This is a genomic window from Pseudomonas fjordensis (assembly GCF_976987115.1).
Genome location: NZ_OZ336860.1, coordinates 2,279,403 through 2,297,237 on the forward strand (window position 1 = coordinate 2,279,403; position 17,835 = coordinate 2,297,237).

General features: G+C 60.2%; 19 protein-coding genes. 8 read left to right on the top strand and 11 right to left on the bottom strand.

Going from position 1 to position 17,835, the window contains the following annotated elements; all coding sequences use genetic code 11:
• Positions 1-10 precede the first annotated feature (10 nt).
• Genes ACWHXD_RS10535 through ACWHXD_RS10570 form a run of 8 tightly spaced genes read right to left on the bottom strand, consistent with a single transcriptional unit; the run spans position 11 to position 6,155 of the window.
• Positions 11-964, bottom strand: coding sequence for a metal ABC transporter solute-binding protein, Zn/Mn family (locus ACWHXD_RS10535; RefSeq protein ID WP_138763399.1), 954 nt, complete (start codon positions 962-964; stop codon positions 11-13).
• Positions 964-1,863 carry a metal ABC transporter permease gene (locus tag ACWHXD_RS10540; protein WP_003190154.1) on the bottom strand — a complete coding sequence of 300 codons (900 nt, stop codon included), beginning with the start codon at positions 1,861-1,863 and terminating at the stop codon, positions 964-966. Before ACWHXD_RS10540 ends, ACWHXD_RS10535 begins: the two co-directional genes overlap by 1 nt.
• The gene (locus ACWHXD_RS10545) at positions 1,860-2,606 is read right to left on the bottom strand and encodes a metal ABC transporter ATP-binding protein (protein ID WP_138763398.1); all 747 of its coding nucleotides are present in this window, start codon (positions 2,604-2,606) and stop codon (positions 1,860-1,862) included. Before ACWHXD_RS10545 ends, ACWHXD_RS10540 begins: the two co-directional genes overlap by 4 nt.
• The gene (locus tag ACWHXD_RS10550; protein ID WP_138763397.1) at positions 2,603-3,523 is read right to left on the bottom strand and encodes a metal ABC transporter substrate-binding protein; all 921 of its coding nucleotides are present in this window, start codon (positions 3,521-3,523) and stop codon (positions 2,603-2,605) included. Before ACWHXD_RS10550 ends, ACWHXD_RS10545 begins: the two co-directional genes overlap by 4 nt.
• Positions 3,524-3,542: 19 nt before the next feature.
• Positions 3,543-4,103, bottom strand: coding sequence for a DUF6162 family protein (locus ACWHXD_RS10555; RefSeq protein WP_098952170.1), 561 nt, complete (start codon positions 4,101-4,103; stop codon positions 3,543-3,545).
• Positions 4,100-4,423: a hypothetical protein gene (locus ACWHXD_RS10560; protein ID WP_014717808.1), complete on the bottom strand. Its 324-nt coding sequence runs from the start codon at positions 4,421-4,423 to the stop codon at positions 4,100-4,102. Before ACWHXD_RS10560 ends, ACWHXD_RS10555 begins: the two co-directional genes overlap by 4 nt.
• Positions 4,420-4,956, bottom strand: a complete 537-nt coding sequence (locus tag ACWHXD_RS10565; protein WP_138763396.1) for a PA2404 family protein — start codon at positions 4,954-4,956, stop codon at positions 4,420-4,422. The genes ACWHXD_RS10560 and ACWHXD_RS10565 overlap by 4 nt, the downstream gene beginning before the upstream one ends.
• A complete protein-coding gene (locus ACWHXD_RS10570) occupies positions 4,953-6,155 on the bottom strand; it encodes a PepSY-associated TM helix domain-containing protein (RefSeq protein WP_499083943.1) in 1,203 nt (400 codons plus the stop codon). The genes ACWHXD_RS10565 and ACWHXD_RS10570 overlap by 4 nt, the downstream gene beginning before the upstream one ends.
• A gap of 747 nt (positions 6,156-6,902) precedes the next feature.
• Here ACWHXD_RS10570 and ACWHXD_RS10575 point away from each other — a divergent pair.
• Genes ACWHXD_RS10575 through ACWHXD_RS10590 form a run of 4 tightly spaced genes read left to right on the top strand, consistent with a single transcriptional unit; the run spans position 6,903 to position 11,374 of the window.
• Complete coding sequence (locus ACWHXD_RS10575; protein ID WP_098952165.1) at positions 6,903-8,060, top strand: KamA family radical SAM protein; 1,158 nt, start codon at positions 6,903-6,905, stop codon at positions 8,058-8,060.
• Positions 8,057-9,424: an ATP-grasp domain-containing protein gene (locus ACWHXD_RS10580; RefSeq protein ID WP_098952163.1), complete on the top strand. Its 1,368-nt coding sequence runs from the start codon at positions 8,057-8,059 to the stop codon at positions 9,422-9,424. The genes ACWHXD_RS10575 and ACWHXD_RS10580 overlap by 4 nt, the downstream gene beginning before the upstream one ends.
• A 4-nt stretch (positions 9,425-9,428) precedes the next feature.
• A complete protein-coding gene (locus ACWHXD_RS10585; protein ID WP_138763394.1) occupies positions 9,429-10,145 on the top strand; it encodes a 2OG-Fe dioxygenase family protein in 717 nt (238 codons plus the stop codon).
• On the top strand, positions 10,142-11,374 hold the full coding sequence (locus ACWHXD_RS10590; RefSeq protein ID WP_098952160.1) for an MFS transporter: 1,233 nt from the start codon (positions 10,142-10,144) through the stop codon (positions 11,372-11,374). Before ACWHXD_RS10585 ends, ACWHXD_RS10590 begins: the two co-directional genes overlap by 4 nt.
• Positions 11,375-11,480: 106 nt before the next feature.
• Here ACWHXD_RS10590 and ACWHXD_RS10595 read toward each other — a convergent pair whose 3' ends face one another.
• A complete protein-coding gene (locus ACWHXD_RS10595) occupies positions 11,481-11,939 on the bottom strand; it encodes a VOC family protein (protein WP_138763393.1) in 459 nt (152 codons plus the stop codon).
• Between the two features lie 85 nt (positions 11,940-12,024).
• Positions 12,025-12,474: a redox-sensitive transcriptional activator SoxR gene (gene soxR / locus ACWHXD_RS10600; RefSeq protein WP_138763392.1), complete on the bottom strand. Its 450-nt coding sequence runs from the start codon at positions 12,472-12,474 to the stop codon at positions 12,025-12,027.
• A gap of 100 nt (positions 12,475-12,574) precedes the next feature.
• Here soxR and ACWHXD_RS10605 point away from each other — a divergent pair, with 100 nt between their 5' ends.
• A complete protein-coding gene (locus tag ACWHXD_RS10605) occupies positions 12,575-12,940 on the top strand; it encodes an antibiotic biosynthesis monooxygenase (protein WP_098952155.1) in 366 nt (121 codons plus the stop codon).
• Here ACWHXD_RS10605 and ACWHXD_RS10610 read toward each other — a convergent pair.
• Complete coding sequence (locus ACWHXD_RS10610) at positions 12,929-14,026, bottom strand: sigma-54 interaction domain-containing protein (protein WP_138763391.1); 1,098 nt, start codon at positions 14,024-14,026, stop codon at positions 12,929-12,931. The two genes, ACWHXD_RS10605 and ACWHXD_RS10610, sit on opposite strands and share 12 nt — an antisense overlap.
• Positions 14,027-14,293: 267 nt before the next feature.
• Here ACWHXD_RS10610 and ACWHXD_RS10615 point away from each other — a divergent pair, with 267 nt between their 5' ends.
• The 3 genes from ACWHXD_RS10615 to ACWHXD_RS10625 all read left to right on the top strand — a co-directional run bounded on the left by ACWHXD_RS10615 (position 14,294) and on the right by ACWHXD_RS10625 (position 17,814).
• The gene (locus tag ACWHXD_RS10615; RefSeq protein WP_098952151.1) at positions 14,294-14,563 is read left to right on the top strand and encodes a hypothetical protein; all 270 of its coding nucleotides are present in this window, start codon (positions 14,294-14,296) and stop codon (positions 14,561-14,563) included.
• A 232-nt stretch (positions 14,564-14,795) separates the two neighbouring features.
• Entirely contained in the window at positions 14,796-15,956 is a 1,161-nt protein-coding gene (locus ACWHXD_RS10620; RefSeq protein WP_138763390.1) for a cysteine desulfurase family protein, read from the top strand.
• Between the two features lie 49 nt (positions 15,957-16,005).
• Positions 16,006-17,814 (top strand): aminopeptidase P family protein, encoded by a 1,809-nt coding sequence (locus tag ACWHXD_RS10625; protein WP_138763389.1) that lies wholly within the window; start codon positions 16,006-16,008, stop codon positions 17,812-17,814.
• Positions 17,815-17,835: the final 21 nt, after the last annotated feature.

Below are 17,835 nucleotides of genomic sequence, written 5' to 3' on the forward strand. Positions count from 1 at the left end.
GGTGGCTTGCCTAGGGCGTGAGTGCCTTGATCACTTGGTCCACATTGGTTTCCAACTCCGTCACCGGGTCGGCGCTGTCCACATTCAACACCAACAGTCTGGCACCGCCGGCAGTGACGGCAGCTTTGACCGCATCGCTGGGTTGACGGTGATGCAGCACCACCGCCACGTCGTTGTCCTTCAACGCGCTGCTGAGTTTTTGCAGCGCCTCAGGCGTCCACTCGGCATCGGGGCGTGCATCGGTGCTGAGCACTTCCAGGTTCAGGCTGCTGACCAGGTACGCGAAGTGATCGCTCAAGCTGAGCACACTCAGGTTGCCGGCCTTGGCCAATCGCGCCTCGCTGTCGGCGGTGAGCTTGAGTAAACGCTGTTTGAGTGCGGCCAGGTTGGCGTCGATCCTGGGTTTGGCTGCCGGCGCCAGGCGGCTCAGGTCGGCGGCCATCACGTCGGCCATGCGTCCCATGTTGTTGCTCGATTGCCAGGGTTGGCTGTTCAAGCCATCGGTGACCCCCGGTTGTACTGCGATACCCGGCAAGCCACCGTCCACCGGGCGCGCGGCATCGACTTCGACGATGCGGATATTGCTGCGCCGTGCCACGGGGTACAGCGGGTCATCGGCCCACAGCGAGCGCAGGCCGATGGCCGCGTCGGCGTCCAGCGCCAACTTATTCAATGCCGCAGCACCGCGGCCGGTGAAGTAGGACACCTGCCGCGAACCCGGCAGGTTGGCTGGCGCGGCGCGTTCAAGCGCTACGTCGGTGCCTTCGAGCAGCGCCTCGGCCAAGCCGTAGGTAATCGGCAGCGAGGCCAGCACCTTGACCGGTTGCTTGGCCTTGGTCAGGGCTGCGTGACCGAGGCCTTGGTTGACTTTGAAGTCCTTGGCGTCGAAACCATCGACGGCCAGCGCCGACGTACTCATCAAGCAAGCGATGGCCAGGGCCAGTGGGCGAAAGACAGGGCGCATTATCCAAGATTCCCTTTGAGGCTGGGCACAACGCCACGGGCGATGGCGGCGAAGGCGAAGGCGATACCGGCAACCAGAATGATGGCGGCGCCGGAGGGGATGGGCAGGTCGAAGATGATCGGCAGCAGAATGCCGCACAGGGTGCTGACCGTAGCGATCAGCACCGAGATCCAGAAGAAGCCTTTGAGTGACTGGCTCAACAGGCGCGCCGCCGCGGCAGGAATCACCAGCAAGGCACCGACCAGGATTGCGCCGATGACCTTGACCGCGGCCACGGTGATCAGGGTCACCAGGATCACGAACAGGTAGTCCAGGCTTTTCACCGCCACCCCGCGCACTGCCGCCAATTGCGGGTTGAAGCTGGCCAGCATGATGCGGTTGTACAGCGGCAATGCCAGGGCCATCACCAGCGAGCCGACAATGGCCAGCACCAGCAGGTCGTTGCCGTTGACCGTCAGCACCGAGCCAAACAGCACGTTCTCGAGAATGTGCACGTTGATCTTGCCGGCCAGGATCAGCAGCAGGCTTGCCCCCAGTGCCAGGGACACCGACAGGAACACGCCGATCAAGGTATCGGGCGCCAGGCCGGTGCGGTTACGCAGGTAATTGAGCAGGATGCCGAACAGCAGGCAGTAGCCAAACAGGCTGCCATAGGGCCCGGTATAGGGTTCGCCCAGCAGGATGCCCACGGCCACGCCGGTCAGCGCGGCATGGCCGACGGCTTCGGAGAAAAACGCAAAGCGCTTGACCACCACCAGCGTACCCAGGCCGCCGAGTACCGGGCCGATCAACAAGCCGGCGAGCAGGGCGTTGACCACAAACCCATAGGCCAGGGCTTCGGGCAGGTAACCGGAAGAGGCCCAGCCCTGGACCATCAAGCGAAAGGCTTCATAACTCATGGCGCCGGGCTCCGAGGGTGGGTGGAGAACAGGGTGAGCAGACGGTCCGGGGTCAGCGCCTCTTTCGGTGTGGCGTCGAACAGCACGCGGCGGTTCAAGCCGGTGACGCGGTCGGCCAGGCGGCCCACGGCCCCCAGGTCGTGCTCGATCCACAGCACGGTAATCCCGGCCAGGCGCCAGTCGTTCAGCAGCCGTTCGAACACCTGGATACCCGCCTCGTCGAGGGCCGACATCGGCTCGTCCAGCACCAGCAATTGCGGCGCCGGAATCAGCCCCTGGGCCAGCAGTACCCGCTGGCGCTCACCGCCGGACAACGCGCCCATGCGGCGCTTGCGCTTGTCTTGCATGCCAACGCGCTCAAGGGCATCGCCAATTGCCCCCGCGTAATGCCTGGACAGGCCCAGAAACGCCGGGCGACGCTGGCACATGGCAGCCATGAAATCGTCCACGGTCATCGGCAGGCCCCGGTCAAATTCCAGCGCCTGGGGCACGTAACCGATGGTGCCGGGTGTGGTTGGCCATTCCAGGCTCAAACGCCCTTGGTGCGGCGTCTGCCCCAGCAGGGTCTTGATCAGCGAGCTTTTGCCGCCGCCATTGGGGCCAACCAGCGCATGGATGCTGCCCGGTTGTACTTGGAAACTTACGCCGTCGAGGATCACGGTGCGCCCCAGGGTCAGGGAGACCTGGTCGAAGTTCAGAGTGGGGCCGACGCTGACGGCGTTCAGTTGCTGCGCCGCGGTCATGCTCCCGACTCCTGGATCGCGCGGACCACGGTGTTGAGGTTGCCGGTCATCTCCACTTCGTACTTCTCGGCGCTGTATTCGCCGTAGGAAATATGCGACAGCGGGTACAGCTTGACCCCGGATTCACGCTGGATGGTATCGACGTAGGTGGACGGGAAGTCCATCTCCGAGAAGATCACTTTCACATCCAGGGCGCGCAATTCATCGATGGTCTTTTTCAGCTGGCTGGGGCTTGGCTCGATACCGTGTGCCGGCTCGACCACGGCGGTGACTTCCAGGCCAAACTCGCGCAACAGGTAGTCGTAGGCCGCGTGTACGGTGGCCACGCGCAGGTCCGGGTTGGGCGCGCTGGTCAGCTTGGCCAGGGCGTCGGCGCGCATCTGGCGCAGGCGCTTGCCATAGGCGCGGGCGTTCTGGGTGTAGGTCTTGGCGTTGTCCGGGTCGAGCTTGCCCAGCTCGCGGGCAATGTTATTGACCTGGGCAATCGACGCGCTGATCGACAGGAAGGTGTGCGGGTTGACCACCTTGCCCGCACCGCGTGCGGCGTTACCGGTGGCGGCGAGCAGCGGCACGTTGGCGTTGGCTTCGATCACCTTGATGTCCGGGCGCTCGCTGGTGGCGATCATGCGGTCGGCGAAGTCGTCATGGCCGACGCCGTTGAGCACGATCACATCCAGGGTGCCGATGCGCTTGATGTCTTCGGCGCGCGGCTCGTAGGCGTGGGGGTTGAAACCGGCGGGAATCAGCGGCACCACTTCGGCCTTGTCGCCCACGATATTGGCTACGTAGCTGTAATAGGGGTGCAAGGTAATGCCGATACGCAGGCGCTTGGCGGCCTCGGCATTGGCAAGGGGAGCGAGCATCAGGCTGAACAGGCCAACCATTAACAGGCGTAACAGGGGCGATGACATAGGCATGGGCAATCGGTCTTCTCGTTCAGTGACGGTGCTGGCGGGTGACGCCGGCATCGAATTGCGCGACCACCTGCTGCCAGCCGGCCGCGATCAGCGCCTGGTCAGTGAGGTCGGATGGGGCGGCAAGGTTGGCGCTGCGGTTGAGCCAGATATCCGGCTCACTGCCTTGCACGCGCATCAGCAGCGAACCGCTGGTAGCCGGCGCCTGGCTCAAACCCAGGTAGGCGGCGGGTGCCAGCAACTGCCAGCGATGGCCACCACGGCTGACCGAACTGGCGTCCTGGGCAAACGGCGCGAAGCCTTCCTCGGCCAGTTGCTCAGGCGTCGGCAAGGCGCTGTGTTCCTGCTGCAACAGGTGGATTTCATCCAGGGTCACCCGCAGGTCGGCGTAGATGCCTTGCTCGGCCGCGCTCAGGTCGCGGCGGGCGTCCAACTGGTGGCTGGGCACCGCCACGACTTCCTGGGTTTCCCCGTGCAACGCCACGACCGTGCCCGCCACCGCGAGGATGATCAGGCACAACAGCAACACATAAAGGGTTTCGTGGCCGGCGCCGGCGGGGCGTACAACCTGTGTGGTACTCATTGCGACGGGATATCCGCTTGGTCGATTTCCACCACGTGGCCAGGGCCGGCATCGAACAGCACGTAGAACTCGGCGGCGGGCTTCTTGAAGGTCAGGGTCGAGTCCTCGCCGAGCTTGCCTGGCACCAGGATGGTTTCGTCGTAGCCGATCACATCCAGGGTTACGCCGGGGGCGCCACTGCCGTCGGAGAAACCGCCTTTGCACTGGATCTGCTCGCCGGGGATTTCCTTGCATTCGCACATCGGGTTGTGGGCGAAGGCGGTGGTACTCAGGCCGGCGCACAGCAACAGCGCGGCGCGGGTGAGGCGCTTGAACGTCATGGTTTGACTCCTTGCTTGTTCAGCCAGGCAATGGTGGCAGGCGAGGCCTGGCTCAGCGGGATGGAACCCTGGTGCATGCTGCCGTCCCACCCTTCCATGGTCACCCATATTTCGGCGTCCGCCGGGGTGCGTTCGGGGATCGGCAGGGCGGCGCCCATACGGTACGGCGTGCCGAAGAAGATCACCCCGGCGGCGCGCAGGCTGCGGGGTTTGCCGATACGCAGGTAAGTGGCCTTGACCTGCTCGGCGCAGGTATCACACAGGGCGGCGTTGAAAAACTTCATCGGGCCAGCCGGGTTCGGGCTCGGGCCTTTGTTGCGAAACTCAGCCAGCGTGAGGCTCCAGGGGCCGACTTGTACCTGCCCGGCCACGCGCTCGCCGATGCCGGCATCCCCGCGAAACAGTGCGGCGTCGGCAAAGTACTTGGGCATGAACCCCAACGGCACCAGCAACAGCAGGATGTTGATATGGAAACGCCATTTAAGCCAAAAGGCGCGCAGCGGGGACGGCGGTACGGTCGCGACCTTGCTCATCGCTGGGCCTCCGAGGTTTTAGCGCGCATGGCCGGGATGGAAGCGGATTGACGTTGCGTCTTAGTTTCCCGCTTGAGGGCGTTGAGGGTGGCCAGGGCGGTGCGCTTGGTCCAGATCAGCAAGCCGCTCAATACCATCATGCTCAGCACCAGGCCGAAGAACGCCCAGATCAGCTTGACCCACAAGCCGCCGAAGTCACCGGTGTGCAGTGGGCGCATCGACTCGGTGACAAATTCCAGTTTCGAGCGGTCGGACAGCAGGTGCGCGGCGGCGACCTCCCCGTCATAGGGGTTGATCTGCGCAGTCTGGTACATCAACGGATACCAGCCCCGTCCGCCGATCTGCAGGTGGCTGTAAGCATTCATGGGAAGGCTGATGAAACTTGGCTCCAGGCCGGGGATACGCTGCGTGGCGATTTTGATCGCGTCATCAATGGGAATCATCGGCGCCGGTACACCAGGCGCCGACATTGGCACCTTATCCCGGGCAATCACCGGGATGGCGGGCTCGGTGGAAATCGAAATGTGGTTGTCCCCCAGGATGGCGCGGATCAGGAACCAGATGCCGGTGACGGCAATCACAGCAATGAACCAGATCGACCAGATGCCGCTCAACCGGTGGAAGTCGCCCCAGAAAATCCGTGCACCGTGGCGCACACGCAGTGTCGGGCGTAGGAAGCCCTTCCAGAACTTCTTGTAAACCACCAGTCCTGTGACCAGTGAAGCAAGCAGCGGAATACCGAGGGCAGAGATCAGATACCAGCCCCAACTGTAGCCGTTGGTGAACGGTACAAGCCACCAACCGTGCAGGGCGCGAGTGAATTCCTGGAAATTGAACGAAGGGCTCATGCCCTGGATTGCTCCGGTGTAGGGGTTGACGTAGACCTCGACCGAGCGCCCGTCGGGATAGCTGAGGTCTACGCTCAGAGCGAAATGGGATTCGTCGGGACGGCTGATTGACTGAACGAACACCCGGGGCTCTTCGCGTTTGATGGCCGCGATCACTTGGTCGTAGCTCAGCGGCTGAGCGTCATCCGACGGCTTGCTGGCGCGGATATCCGGGTTGGCCAGCCACACGATTTCCTGGCTGACCACGGCCAGCGTGCCGGTGACGCAGACAATCAGTACAAAGAACCAGATGGGCAACGCCAGCCAGCTATGGACGAGAAACCAGAGTTTGGAGCGTGACTTCTTCGACATATCAATGAGGGTCTTGATCGGAGGGGGCGATGGAGGCCCGGAAAAGGCCAGTCGTAGCTTTTGCTGACGCGACAGGCTGTATCTAAGTTAAGACGGATGAGAATGAGAAATCCCTAAGGCGGATATGAAAGAAAATGTTTCAGGTTCACATTCAGGCCGGATTTCAGCGCTGATCGAATACGTGATACACCAGCCCGCAGGCGTTCAGCGGCTTGCGTTAGGCCGGGGCAGACCTCCAAGGACGTGATCATGCCGCTGTGTGATGTCGTCAGCAGCTATGCATTTGAGCGCCACTACCTCGCGGCCAACCCCTGGCTCAGCTGAAGTGCGGCTACGTAGTTGTATAAGTAGAAATAACGCTCTCTATAGTTACTTTCAGTGTTATTTGTTTTTCAAATAGCTTGGCTTGAACGAAAGCACCCCTTGTCATTACGGGGTGTTGGCGCGGGTGCCGGTTAATTCCAGAGGGACTACAAGGTTATTGTATTGACACATTGGCGGGCATCGGCTTTAGTGAGTGCGGACTTGGACGTCGGATTTTATAAAAAGGAAGTTAATCGCATGACCGTGCTAGTCGTTTATTCGTGCCATCACGTGCTGAACTGTTATATCTCTCTGGTGCCGTTGATCAAGTTAGTTACTTGATCGTGGTCTCTCGCCTGCCCGTCGATTGTCATTGCTGCGAATAATACTTTTCCTGCGCTGGAAAAGTACGCGACCCTATGCCTTAACAGAGAGTTCAAACTCATGTCGATTTTTGATCAAACCATGCATCGTTCAGTTCAATGGCAAGACTGGCGTTGGCAGCAGAAGAATGCCATCCGCGATGAACCTGCACTGCGCAATGCGTGCGGTGGATGGGACGAGGCCACAACGGCGCATATCGAGCACAACTTGCAAGATCGCAAGATGCAGATCACGCCTTACTACATTGATTTGATCAAGCGTTCACTCACCACCGCAGAGGTGATGGACCACCCCCTGTGGCGCCAGGTAGTACCGTATTGGAGCGAACAGGTGCAGGGCGACTACGACGGCAGTTCCGAAAACTGGGAACTCAATCATGAGATGAAGACGCCCATCTGCCAGCACAAGTACGACAACCGCGTGATCCTGCGTACCACCAACACGTGCAATGCCTATTGCCAGTTCTGTTTCGAGGCGCTGCGCACGCTGCAGGTGGGCACCGACAAAGCTAACGCCAACACCGACTCGTTCAAGGATTCGGTGGAGTACATCCGCGGTAACCCAGCGATTGAAGAGGTGATTCTCAGCGGCGGTGACCCACTGATGCTGGCCGACCGCAAGCTTGAGGAGATGCTGGCCGCATTGCGCGGCATTCGTGATGATCTGCTGATACGCATTCATTCGCGGGCCTTGAGTTTCAACCCGTTTCGCGTGACCGATGAATTAGTGGCGATGCTGGAGAAGTACAAGGTCAATGCATTTGGTGTGCATGTCTGCCACCCGCTTGAGCTCAGTGCTGATTTTGCCGTCGCGGTTAAACGGATTCAGGGTGTGGTACCGATTGTATTCTCTAACATGCCGCTGTTGCGTGGCGTGAATGATGATGAAACGACGTTGCATAAACTATTCATTGATCTTTATCGTCTGGGCGTAAAGCCATATTACTTATATCACTTCATGCCGTTTTCACCCGGTGCTTCAGAGTATAAGGCGTCGATCAGCCAAGCCATCGCCATAATGGATCGGCTCAAACGCCGCGTATCGAATATTGCCCTGCCCGAATATGTACTGCCTCACGCACAAGGCAAGTTCACCGTGCCGTTGTTGGACTTTGAAAAACCTGAAGACTTACCGCATTTTGAAGTCCGCGATGGGCAGCGCACTTACCGTTTTCGCAACTGGGAGGGCCAATGGTGCAGCTGGCAGGATGCGGTATGAAACAGGCTGCGATTCTGTTTATTGATGTAGATGACAGCACTTGCGCTCGCTACCGCTACCGGGAACCGCATTTCACGGTGGCCCGCGCCGACGGCTTGGCGTGTTTGACGGCCGCCGTGGCTGGGCACAAGCACTTGCAACGACTCAAGGACGACAGTGACGAAGTGTTCCTGCTCGAAACGCTCAGTGAGCAGTCTATTCTGGAGTTGGTCGGACAGTTAGACGGGCGTTATCAGGTGCGGGGGATTTTCTGCCAGGCCGGGCACCCGTCCGCACAAGGGGAGGTGGGCTGTATCGTTGCGCAGGCGTGTCAGCGGTTGGGCTTGGTCTACAGCCACCCAGGGGCGATTGCCGCGTGCAATAACAAGTTCTTGATGCGCCGCGTGTTGAAACAGCACGAATTGCGTTCGGTACCGTTCGTGCTGTGCAACAACGAACAGGAACTCCAGCAAGGCGCCGAGCGCGTGGGTTATCCACTGATCGCCAAACCGCCCTTTGGCGGGGCTTCAGCGTTTATCAAAAAATGCTCGAGCTGGGAGGAGCTACGCAGCCACTATCGGCATTTTGTGAGTGATCATGGCGCCGCCGCGTATGCGGACTTCTACGGCTGTGCGCACGCCCTGCCACTTGAGGATGGGCTGCGGCGTGAATACCTGCCAGGCCACAGCATTCTGCTGGAAGGTTATATTCCTGGCATCGAAGGCAGTGTGGAATGTGTGATTGTCGGCGAGCGTGTCCATCCGCTGCTGATCAATGAAAAACTGCTGCTGACCGAGCGCAGCGGCACGGTCCTTGAGAACTTGCTGATTTCCCCGCCGACGTCGTTCAGCCAGGCCCAATGCGAGCAGATCCGCCGGTACGCGGTGGACTGCCTGCACGCGGTGGGCCTGACCAACGCTGTGGTGCATTTCGAGTTTCGCATGACGGACGCAGGGCCGGTGGCCATCGAGATCAACCCGCGCCTGGGCGGACTGTATGTGAACTCGGCGTTCCGCGACTTGGCCGGTATCGATCCTTATCAGTTGTACATGGGATTGTTGTTGGGCGAGAAGGGCATCAATGCACAGTTAGAGGCTGGCGCACATAAGGTTGCCGATGCGGGGCAACACTACGCGATGCTGGCGATTTATCCGCAGCACAGTGGCCTTTTCAGGGGCATTGACGGCCTGCAGTTCCTGGACCAACACCGCTCGGTGCTGGAATATGCCCCGCAGGACCCCGGCCACTACATTGACGCGGATATCGAGGAGCATTATTTGCTCAAATGCTGGGCCCGGGTTGGCAATGCCGCCGACGCCCATGCCTTGCACGATGCGTTGCAGCAACACCTGCGCATCCTCATCGATCCACCGGTTGCAGGATAGCGATATGGACATCCATCAGATTTCGGCGCTTTTGCGCGAACATCACTTCTGTCATCGCCCGGACTTTCGCGAACTGGTCAACGTTGAACCCGGTGAGGAGCAAAGCTTTCGTGCGTATTGGGACAACCTGGTGCGCGACGAGGCGTTCAGGACTTATACCCACCGCGAGCGGCGCATCTTGCGCTATCGTCTGTTACCGTCACGGCAATTGCAGATCGACAGGAATACGGCGTTCAAATCGCCGGTCACCTACGCGGTGAACTATCGCCAGGGCGTGAACCACCTGAGCTATAGCGAGGAAGGCTTTATCGAGCACCCACTCATGCACAAGCTGCTGGCGACGGACCTTGCGGTGATTGCCCCGCACCTGGGCGAACAGACCTATACGATCGATATTCACCAGTTCCGGGTGCGGGCGGATGTGTCATCGAGCAGCCCGACCACATCGGGGATTCACCAGGACGGCCTGGATTGGGTGTTCATGCACTTTATTGGCGAATGCAACACGGTGCCGGTGGTGTCGGAGGTGTTTGCCGACGAAACGGAGCACAGCCGGCTGCTGAAACTGCCGATGGAGAAATTTCTGGAGACTATCGTGATCAACGACCGTGGCTTCTACCATCGGGCCGGGGAGGTGCGACCGCGGGTGGCGACGGCACCGGCCTGGCGCGATGTGCTCTTGGTAAGCCTGCGCAGTGTCGAGGAGGCACAGTCTGCATGAGCCACGATCAACAACTGAATCTGTCGACCCGCAACGCTCGCCTGATCATCTTTGCCCGCGGTGTGTCGGATTTTGGCGCGTTCCTCAACATGGTGGCGTTGTCCACTTATGTGTACTGGCTCAGCCAGAGCGTAGTGTTTGTCAGCATCTTCCTGGCGTGCCGGGTCACCGGCGGGATTGTCGCGAGCCTGTTTGGCATCCCGTTTTTCCGGCGGTTTGCCGGGCGTGGGACGTTGGCGGGGTTGGACCTGGCCCGGGCGCTGTTGCTGACGCCCCTGTTGGTGTTGTTACCGGCCCATCAACTCACCCTTCTTCCCTTTATCGCCTTCGGCATCGGCCTGTGCAATTCGCTGTTTGCCATTGGCCTCAACAGTCAGTTGCCCACCTGGGTCGCGCTTGAACAGCGGGTAAATACCAACGCATGGATCACCTCGGCGGCCGCCACCGGCGCGGTCTTCGGCAGTTTGCTCTCCGGCTTGTTGATTGCCACGGGCGGATTTGAAGCGGTGTTTGCCGTCAACATCGGCACCTATGTGATTGCCGCTTGCCTGGTCTTGCCCTTGCGCGCGTTATATAGCGTTGCTGTTGCCGTCCATCGCGGGCTCGCCGCTGAATGGCACGAGCTGACCAAGGGGTTGCGCGGTGCGCCGGTGCTGGCTGCGATGTTGCTGATCAGTATGCTCGACACCCTCGGCAGTGCGGCCCATAACGTTGGCTGGCCAGTGCTGTCGCAGTATATTTCACCGGACACGGCCAAGACGGTCATGGGCTATCTGCTGGCCGTGTGGGCCTGTGGCAAGTTTGTTGGCGCGCGCATCGCCAGTGCAGTGTTGAAAGGTCGTGGCACCCAAGGCATGGAGCGCTTGTTCATGCTCGGTGTGGCGTTGATGTCCAGCGGCTTTATCCTGACATTCCAGCAGACCGAACTGTGGCTGGCGCTGTTGCTGGTGGTGTGGGCAGGGTTGGGCGATGGATTGTCCGAGGTGGCGTTGATTTCCCGTGCGCAAAGCGAGCCCGATAGCCTGCGCTTGCCGTTGTTCAGCCTCTTGACCCTGATCCAGATGGCCGGTTTTGGCGTGGGCATGCTGGTGGTCGGGCCGTTCTATGTGACGTGGACGCCGGCCCAGGTGATCGTGTTGTTCCATGGGCTGCCATTGACCGCCTTGTTGGTCATGACGATATGGCTGGGGCGCAATGCCTACCGGGGTGTCAGATCGACGAACCCTTGACATGTTCCAAACGCCACAGAGGCCTTTAACTTGCCGGAGCAGGCCGGTTGGAACCTGGGGCAAGGTGTGGCGTGTTGCAGGCGCGAGCAAGCTCACGCCCACAGGGTTAATTTTGCTTGAACATCTCCATGGCACGTTGGCGGATTTGCTTCTCGGTCAGGTCCTCCTTATGGGTGGCCAGGAACCACAGGTGCCCGAACGGATCCTTCACACTTGCCGAGCGATCCCCATAGAACTGATCCTGCGGCTTGGACACCTCACTGGCGCCGGCACCAACCGCCTGTTTGAATTGTTTGTCCACGTCAGTTACATACAGGTGCAGGCCGACACTGGGATGTGCGTCCGGATTGCGCAGGGCCGTTTCGTCGCAGGGCGTGCCCAGCATGATCACCGCTTCGCCAATGCGCAGTTCCGCATGGCCGACCCGGCCGTCAGGCATGTCCAGGCGCATGAACACTGAGGCGCCAAAGGCCTTCTTGTAGAACTCGATCGCCTTTGCGGCCTCGTTGATGCCCAAATAGGGGGTAATGCCGTGATAACCATCGGGAATAGCTTTAACGCTCATAACGTTCTCCTTGAGTCGAGATACGAGCATTTCACTATAGGCCACGTAATGCGTGGCCTGCGGGCAGCCGACGAGGTGCTTTTTATCAAGGCTGTGTAGTGGGCTCCAGCAACTGGGCGCCTGGCCCATGCTCAGCGAGCTTATCGTCCTGATTGCGCAACGGGCACGCCTCCATCGACAGGCACCCGCACCCGATGCAGCCATTGAGCTTGTCGCGTAGCAGTATCAGCTTGTTGATGCGCTCATCCAGGTCTTCACGCCACAACGCCGACAGGCGCTCCCAGTCTTGAGCATTGGGTGTGCGCCCATCGGGCAAGGCCTGCAATGCCTCGCCAATGTTGGCCAGCGGAATGCCCAAGCGCTGGGCGATCTTGATCAGCACCACCCGCCGTAGCACATCCCGTGGGTAACGCCGCTGGTTACCGGCATTGCGATTGCTCTTGATCAGCCCTTTGGCCTCGTAGAAGTGCAGGGCAGTCGCCGCGACGCCGCTGCGGGCAGCGAGCTGACCGACGCTGAGTTCCTTAGTGAGCATGAACCTCTCCCAAACAGTGCTTGACCTCGACTTAACTAGAGGTTTTACCCTGCGTGGCATCGAATCGCAAGATTCTGCCTACAGAGCGAGGGGAGTTTTCATGCCGGTATCAGAGAAAAATCACAGCTTCACTCAACTGATCGAATTTCACATCGAACCCCGTCAGCAATCCGCCCTGGTGGCCGCCTTGACCACCCAGAGCGAGCGTCTGGCCGTGCGCCATGGCGGCTTCTTGAGTGCCAGCGTGCAGGTCAGCGATGACGGGCGGCGGGTGCTCAATTATTTGCAATGGCAATCGCGGGAAGAGGGTGAAGCCGCCTTCAAATGTTTTGAACAGGGCGGCGAAGATTTCTGGACGCTGATCCGTGCTCACCGGGCCACGGCCGTGACCTTTGGCGCATTTCAGGTACTGCGCAGTTTTGAGCGCAGTCAGGACGATGCCCTGCACTGCCGGCTAAATGGATAGATGCAGCATCCGTTCGCCTTGCATGTGTGCCCCAAGCCTGCGCTTGTTCACGGCCAGTTCGCCGATCTTGATCAGGCGAGCGCGGGTGACGTTTCGGCTCAGGCCCAGCAGGTTGGCGGTGTGCACCTGGTTGGAGTGGCTGAAGCGATAGGCAGCGCGCAATAAAGCGTCTTCGACCTTTTCATGCAGGGCGCCGGACTGCTCCTCGAAGAGCTTTTGAAACGCCCGCGCCAGCAGGGCTTCTGCACGGGTATCGGTGTCGCTGTCGTTCTGGCGTTCGAGGTGCAGGTTCGACAGGCGCAGGTCGTCGGGTTCGATCACAGCGTTGCGGCAGATCAGCAGGGTGTGATGAATCACGTTCTCCAGCTCACGGATATTGCCCGGCCAGCTGTAGCACTTGAGCTTGTGCTCGGCCCCGTGGCTCACGCTGATCGGGCCGTAACCCAGGCGCTGGCTGTAGGTTTGGATGAAGTGCCGGGTCAGTGGCAGGATATCGCCGGTACGTTCGCGCAGCGGGCTCAATGCCAGGCTGACTACATTGAGGCGGTAGTAGAGGTCTTCACGGAAACGCCCGGCGTTGATGGCTTTCTCCAGCTGTACATTGGTGGCGGCCAGGACTCGCACATCGATTGCAATGCTCTTGCGCGAACCCAGGCGCACCACCTCACGCTCTTGTAGCACCCGCAGCAGCTTGACCTGGATGGCCACCGGCAAATCGCCGATCTCATCCAGAAACAAGGTGCCGCCGTCAGCCTCTTCGAACCAGCCGGCCTTGGCGCTGAGGGCGCCGGTAAAGGCGCCTTTCTCATGGCCGAACAACTCGGCTTCCACCAGGGAGTGCGAAAAGGCCCCGCAGTTCACCGCCACGAAGGGCCGGTTTCGCCGCGCACTGAGGTGGTGGATATGCCGCGCAACAAGTTCTTTGCCGGTGCCGGTTTCGCCAATGATCAGCACGCTGGCTTCGCTGGGGGCCACTTGTTGGATATGGTCCAGCAGGGCCTGGGACTTTGGGTCTTCGAAGACCTGGGCTGTGGCGCGGATCGAGGTGGCGAGGGCAGGTGAGGGCGGCAGGGTGAACAGCTGCATGGTGACCTCTCATGGGAATTCGGGCTTTGATGAAGGGCTGTTGCCTGGTGGGCAGTGGTCATCGCGCAAGGTCTTTATAGAGGGATCGTCTTAATTCGTAAATGAAGGTGTTTCTATATTTATAGAACTTAAATGAATATGTCGGCGATTTCGCCGCAGGCGCCGATACGCGTGATAGCGACTATCACGGACGATGATTTTTCAGCGAGAAGGGCCGGGAGTAGCCTGTGTTCATTGACTCGAAACCTCCTTCGCAGGGCCATCGCCATGAACCGTTTCCTCGCTGTTTCCTTTTTACTTGTCACCTCTGTCCTTGCGGGTTGTGCGACCCAGCCTTCCCCGGAGTTGCGTCCCTATACGGCCGAGGAAACCAAGCAGTTGGCCCTGGAGGCCCTGGGCCGTCGCGGCTTGTCGTTTGACGACTATCAACGCCAGCGCGCCGCATTGATTGGTCAGCCACAAAAGCCCTTCGGTTTTGATCGCCAAGGCGAAATGAACGCCGAGCGCAGCGTGGTTTTGCATGGTCGGCCCAGTTGAGCGCGCTTCTTGCGGCAAAAAGCCCGAGGTTTCCCACAAGGAACCTCGGGCTTTTTGTTTGCCATGGGGCTACTTCAGCCTGTTAAGCTCAATTCCAGGAGCGTTCCTACGCACATTTAAATAAAGTTACCTTCTTTAATGGCATTCGATCGGTTAAACCTGACGACCTCTGTTCTGGTCGATGCCCCCCGAGACGCTGCTCTTGGGAATACGCTCTGCGAGTTTTAACCTCATGAATAAACGTCCGTTGTATTTCGACTACGCCGCCACCACGCCGGTGGATGAGCGAGTTATTCAGGTGATGGTCGAGTGTTTGGGTTTCAACGCTCACTTCGGCAACCCTGCGTCCAGTTCCCATGCATTCGGCCAAGCGGCTAGGCAGAAGGTTGAACAGGCGCGTCGCCAAGTGGCTGAGTTGGTGGGGGCGCAGGCCGAGCAGATCGTCTGGACCTCCGGTGCCACGGAATCCAACAACCTGGCGCTCAAGGGCGTGGCCCAGGCCCGTGGTGTGGCGGGTGGGCATATCATCACCAGCCAGATCGAACACAAGGCCACGCTGGACACCGCGAGGCAATTGCAGGAAGCCGGAGTGGCAGTGACTTACCTGGTACCGGATGCAGACGGCTTGATCAGCGTCGAGGCGGTCAGCGAAGCCTTGCGCGAGGACACCTTTCTGGTCTCGCTGATGCTGGTCAACAACGAACTGGGAACCCTCAACGACATCCCGGCCATTGGCGCGCGGGTGCGTGAGCAGGGCGCGTTGTTCCATGTGGACGCGGCGCAAGGGGCAGGCAAAGTGGCTATCGACCTGGCCCGGTGGCCGGTAGACCTGATGTCGTTCTCTGCTCACAAGCTGTATGGGCCCAAGGGCATCGGCGCGTTATATGTCGGGCCGCGGGCGCAGCAGAAGGTATTGGCGCAGATTCACGGCGGTGGCCATGAAGGAGGCTTGCGCTCCGGCACCCTGGCGACCCATCAGATTGCCGGCATGGGTACGGCGTTCGCTCTGGCGGCGGCGTCTTTCGCGGATGAGAAGGCCACGATTGTCGCACTTCGCCAGCGCCTGCTGGATCAACTGGCGTCGGTAGCCGGCTTGCGTATTAATGGCAGCCCAACCCAGCGTATTCCGCACACCTTGAGCCTTACCTTCAGCGAGGGTGAATTCAATTCAGCCGCATTGAGTGCAGGCATTGCCTTTTCCGCGACTTCAGCGTGCAATTCTGCCAGCAATGCGCCGTCCCATGTGCTCCTGGCCTTGGGGCATGACGCTCGCAGTGCCGCTCGCACTATTCGCTTGAGCCTGGGCCGGTTCACCACCGAACAGGATATCGACCAGGCCGCGCAGTTGATCAAGGCCGCGTTGGCGAGCGCGCCGGCATTCTGGGCGGTCTGATTTATCATTCGCAACACATAACAATTATTAGTGGTTAGCAGGAGACACAATGAGTACGCAGCCTTTGACCCATGGAACGGTTCCCCAGCGCCTGGCGCATACCCGTGAACTGATGCGCCGCGAAGGCATTCATGCCCTGCTGGTGCCATCGGCGGACCCGCACCTGTCCGAATATTTGCCGGGTTACTGGCAAGGGCGTCAGTGGTTGTCCGGCTTTCATGGTTCGGTGGGCACCCTGATCGTCACGGCGGAGTTTGCCGGGGTCTGGGCTGACAGCCGTTACTGGGAACAGGCAACCAAGGAACTCAAGGGCAGCGGTATCGAGCTGGTTAAGCTGCAACCGGGTCAGCCTGGGCCGCTGGAGTGGCTGGCCGAGCAAATCCCTGAGGGTGGCGTAGTGGCGGTGGACGGTGCGGTCATGGCCGTGGCCTCGGCACGTACCCTGGGAGGCAAGCTGGCCGAGCGTGGCGCGCGTCTGCGTACCGATATCGATGTACTCAATGAAGTCTGGCAAGACCGCCCGGCATTGCCGAACCAGCCGATCTATCAGCATCTGCCGCCCCAGGCCACCGTCAGCCGTGGCGAGAAACTGGCCGCCTTGCGTGCCAGTTTGAAAGACAAGGGCGCCGACTGGCATTTCATCGCGACGCTGGATGACATCGCCTGGCTATTCAACCTGCGCGGCGCTGATGTGTCATTCAATCCGGTGTTTGTGTCGTTTGCCTTGATCAATCAACAGCAGGCCACTTTGTTTGTGGCGTTGGGCAAGGTCGATGCGCAACTGCGGGCGGTGCTTGAGCAGGATGGCGTGACCCTGCGTGACTACAGCGAAGTGGCGCAAGCGCTGCGAGCGGTACCGGCGGGCGCAAGCTTGCAAGTGGACCCCGCCCGCGTCACTGCCGGCTTGCTGGAAAACCTCGACGCGGGCGTCAAGCTGGTTGAAAGCCTCAACCCCACCACACTGGCCAAATCCCGCAAGAGCCTGGCAGACGCGGAACATATCCGCCAAGCCATGGAGCAGGATGGTGCGGCGCTGTGCGAATTCTTTGCCTGGCTCGACAGTGCCCTGGGCCGCGAGCGCATTACCGAACTGACGATTGACGAACACCTGACCGCTGCGCGTACCCGCCGTCCAGGCTATGTATCGCTGAGCTTCAACACCATTGCCGCCTTCAATGCCAACGGCGCGATGCCGCATTACCACGCCACCGAAGAAGAGCATGCGCTGATCGAAGGTGATGGCTTGCTGCTGATCGACTCGGGCGGCCAGTACCTGGGCGGAACCACGGACATCACGCGGATGGTGCCCATCGGTACACCGAGTGAAGAACAGAAGCGCGATTGCACGCGGGTACTCAAGGGCGTGATTGCCCTGTCTCGTGCGCAGTTCCCCAAAGGCATTCTTTCACCGTTGCTGGACGCCATTGCCCGGGCGCCGATCTGGGCAGAAGGCGTGGACTACGGTCACGGTACAGGCCACGGCGTAGGGTATTTCCTCAACGTGCATGAGGGCCCGCAAGTGATTGCCTATCAAGCCGCTGCAGCGCCACAAACGGCGATGCAGCCAGGGATGATTACGTCAATTGAGCCGGGTACTTATCGCCCTGGCCGTTGGGGCGTGCGCATTGAGAACCTGGTGTTGAATCGCGAAGCGGGCAAGACCGAATTTGGTGAATTCCTCAAGTTCGAAACCCTGACCCTGTGCCCGATTGATACTCGGTGCCTGGAGCCGTCGTTGCTGACGGCGGATGAGCGTGAATGGTTCAACGCGTATCACGCCCAGGTACGTGAGCGTTTGAGCCCGCTGCTCGATGGTGCAGCCCTTGAATGGTTGCAGGTGCGCACTGCGGCGATTTGATCGAATGCAGCCGGCGCATTG

What these genes read in the sequence shown, in the direction of transcription:
- ACWHXD_RS10550 (WP_138763397.1), bottom strand. Translation starts at nt 3,523, where the DNA reads ATGCCTATGTCATCGCCCCTGTTACGCCTGTTAATGGTTGGCCTGTTC.
- ACWHXD_RS10575 (WP_098952165.1), top strand. Translation starts at nt 6,903, where the DNA reads ATGTCGATTTTTGATCAAACCATGCATCGTTCAGTTCAATGGCAAGAC.
- ACWHXD_RS10535 (WP_138763399.1), bottom strand. Translation starts at nt 964, where the DNA reads ATGCGCCCTGTCTTTCGCCCACTGGCCCTGGCCATCGCTTGCTTGATG.
- ACWHXD_RS10625 (WP_138763389.1), top strand. Translation starts at nt 16,006, where the DNA reads ATGAGTACGCAGCCTTTGACCCATGGAACGGTTCCCCAGCGCCTGGCG.
- ACWHXD_RS10595 (WP_138763393.1), bottom strand. Translation starts at nt 11,939, where the DNA reads ATGAGCGTTAAAGCTATTCCCGATGGTTATCACGGCATTACCCCCTAT.
- ACWHXD_RS10565 (WP_138763396.1), bottom strand. Translation starts at nt 4,956, where the DNA reads ATGAGCAAGGTCGCGACCGTACCGCCGTCCCCGCTGCGCGCCTTTTGG.
- ACWHXD_RS10620 (WP_138763390.1), top strand. Translation starts at nt 14,796, where the DNA reads ATGAATAAACGTCCGTTGTATTTCGACTACGCCGCCACCACGCCGGTG.
- ACWHXD_RS10590 (WP_098952160.1), top strand. Translation starts at nt 10,142, where the DNA reads ATGAGCCACGATCAACAACTGAATCTGTCGACCCGCAACGCTCGCCTG.
- ACWHXD_RS10605 (WP_098952155.1), top strand. Translation starts at nt 12,575, where the DNA reads ATGCCGGTATCAGAGAAAAATCACAGCTTCACTCAACTGATCGAATTT.
- ACWHXD_RS10540 (WP_003190154.1), bottom strand. Translation starts at nt 1,863, where the DNA reads ATGAGTTATGAAGCCTTTCGCTTGATGGTCCAGGGCTGGGCCTCTTCC.
- ACWHXD_RS10545 (WP_138763398.1), bottom strand. Translation starts at nt 2,606, where the DNA reads ATGACCGCGGCGCAGCAACTGAACGCCGTCAGCGTCGGCCCCACTCTG.
- ACWHXD_RS10580 (WP_098952163.1), top strand. Translation starts at nt 8,057, where the DNA reads ATGAAACAGGCTGCGATTCTGTTTATTGATGTAGATGACAGCACTTGC.
- ACWHXD_RS10555 (WP_098952170.1), bottom strand. Translation starts at nt 4,103, where the DNA reads ATGAGTACCACACAGGTTGTACGCCCCGCCGGCGCCGGCCACGAAACC.
- ACWHXD_RS10615 (WP_098952151.1), top strand. Translation starts at nt 14,294, where the DNA reads ATGAACCGTTTCCTCGCTGTTTCCTTTTTACTTGTCACCTCTGTCCTT.
- ACWHXD_RS10560 (WP_014717808.1), bottom strand. Translation starts at nt 4,423, where the DNA reads ATGACGTTCAAGCGCCTCACCCGCGCCGCGCTGTTGCTGTGCGCCGGC.
- ACWHXD_RS10610 (WP_138763391.1), bottom strand. Translation starts at nt 14,026, where the DNA reads ATGCAGCTGTTCACCCTGCCGCCCTCACCTGCCCTCGCCACCTCGATC.
- soxR (WP_138763392.1), bottom strand. Translation starts at nt 12,474, where the DNA reads ATGCTCACTAAGGAACTCAGCGTCGGTCAGCTCGCTGCCCGCAGCGGC.
- ACWHXD_RS10570 (WP_499083943.1), bottom strand. Translation starts at nt 6,155, where the DNA reads ATGTCGAAGAAGTCACGCTCCAAACTCTGGTTTCTCGTCCATAGCTGG.
- ACWHXD_RS10585 (WP_138763394.1), top strand. Translation starts at nt 9,429, where the DNA reads ATGGACATCCATCAGATTTCGGCGCTTTTGCGCGAACATCACTTCTGT.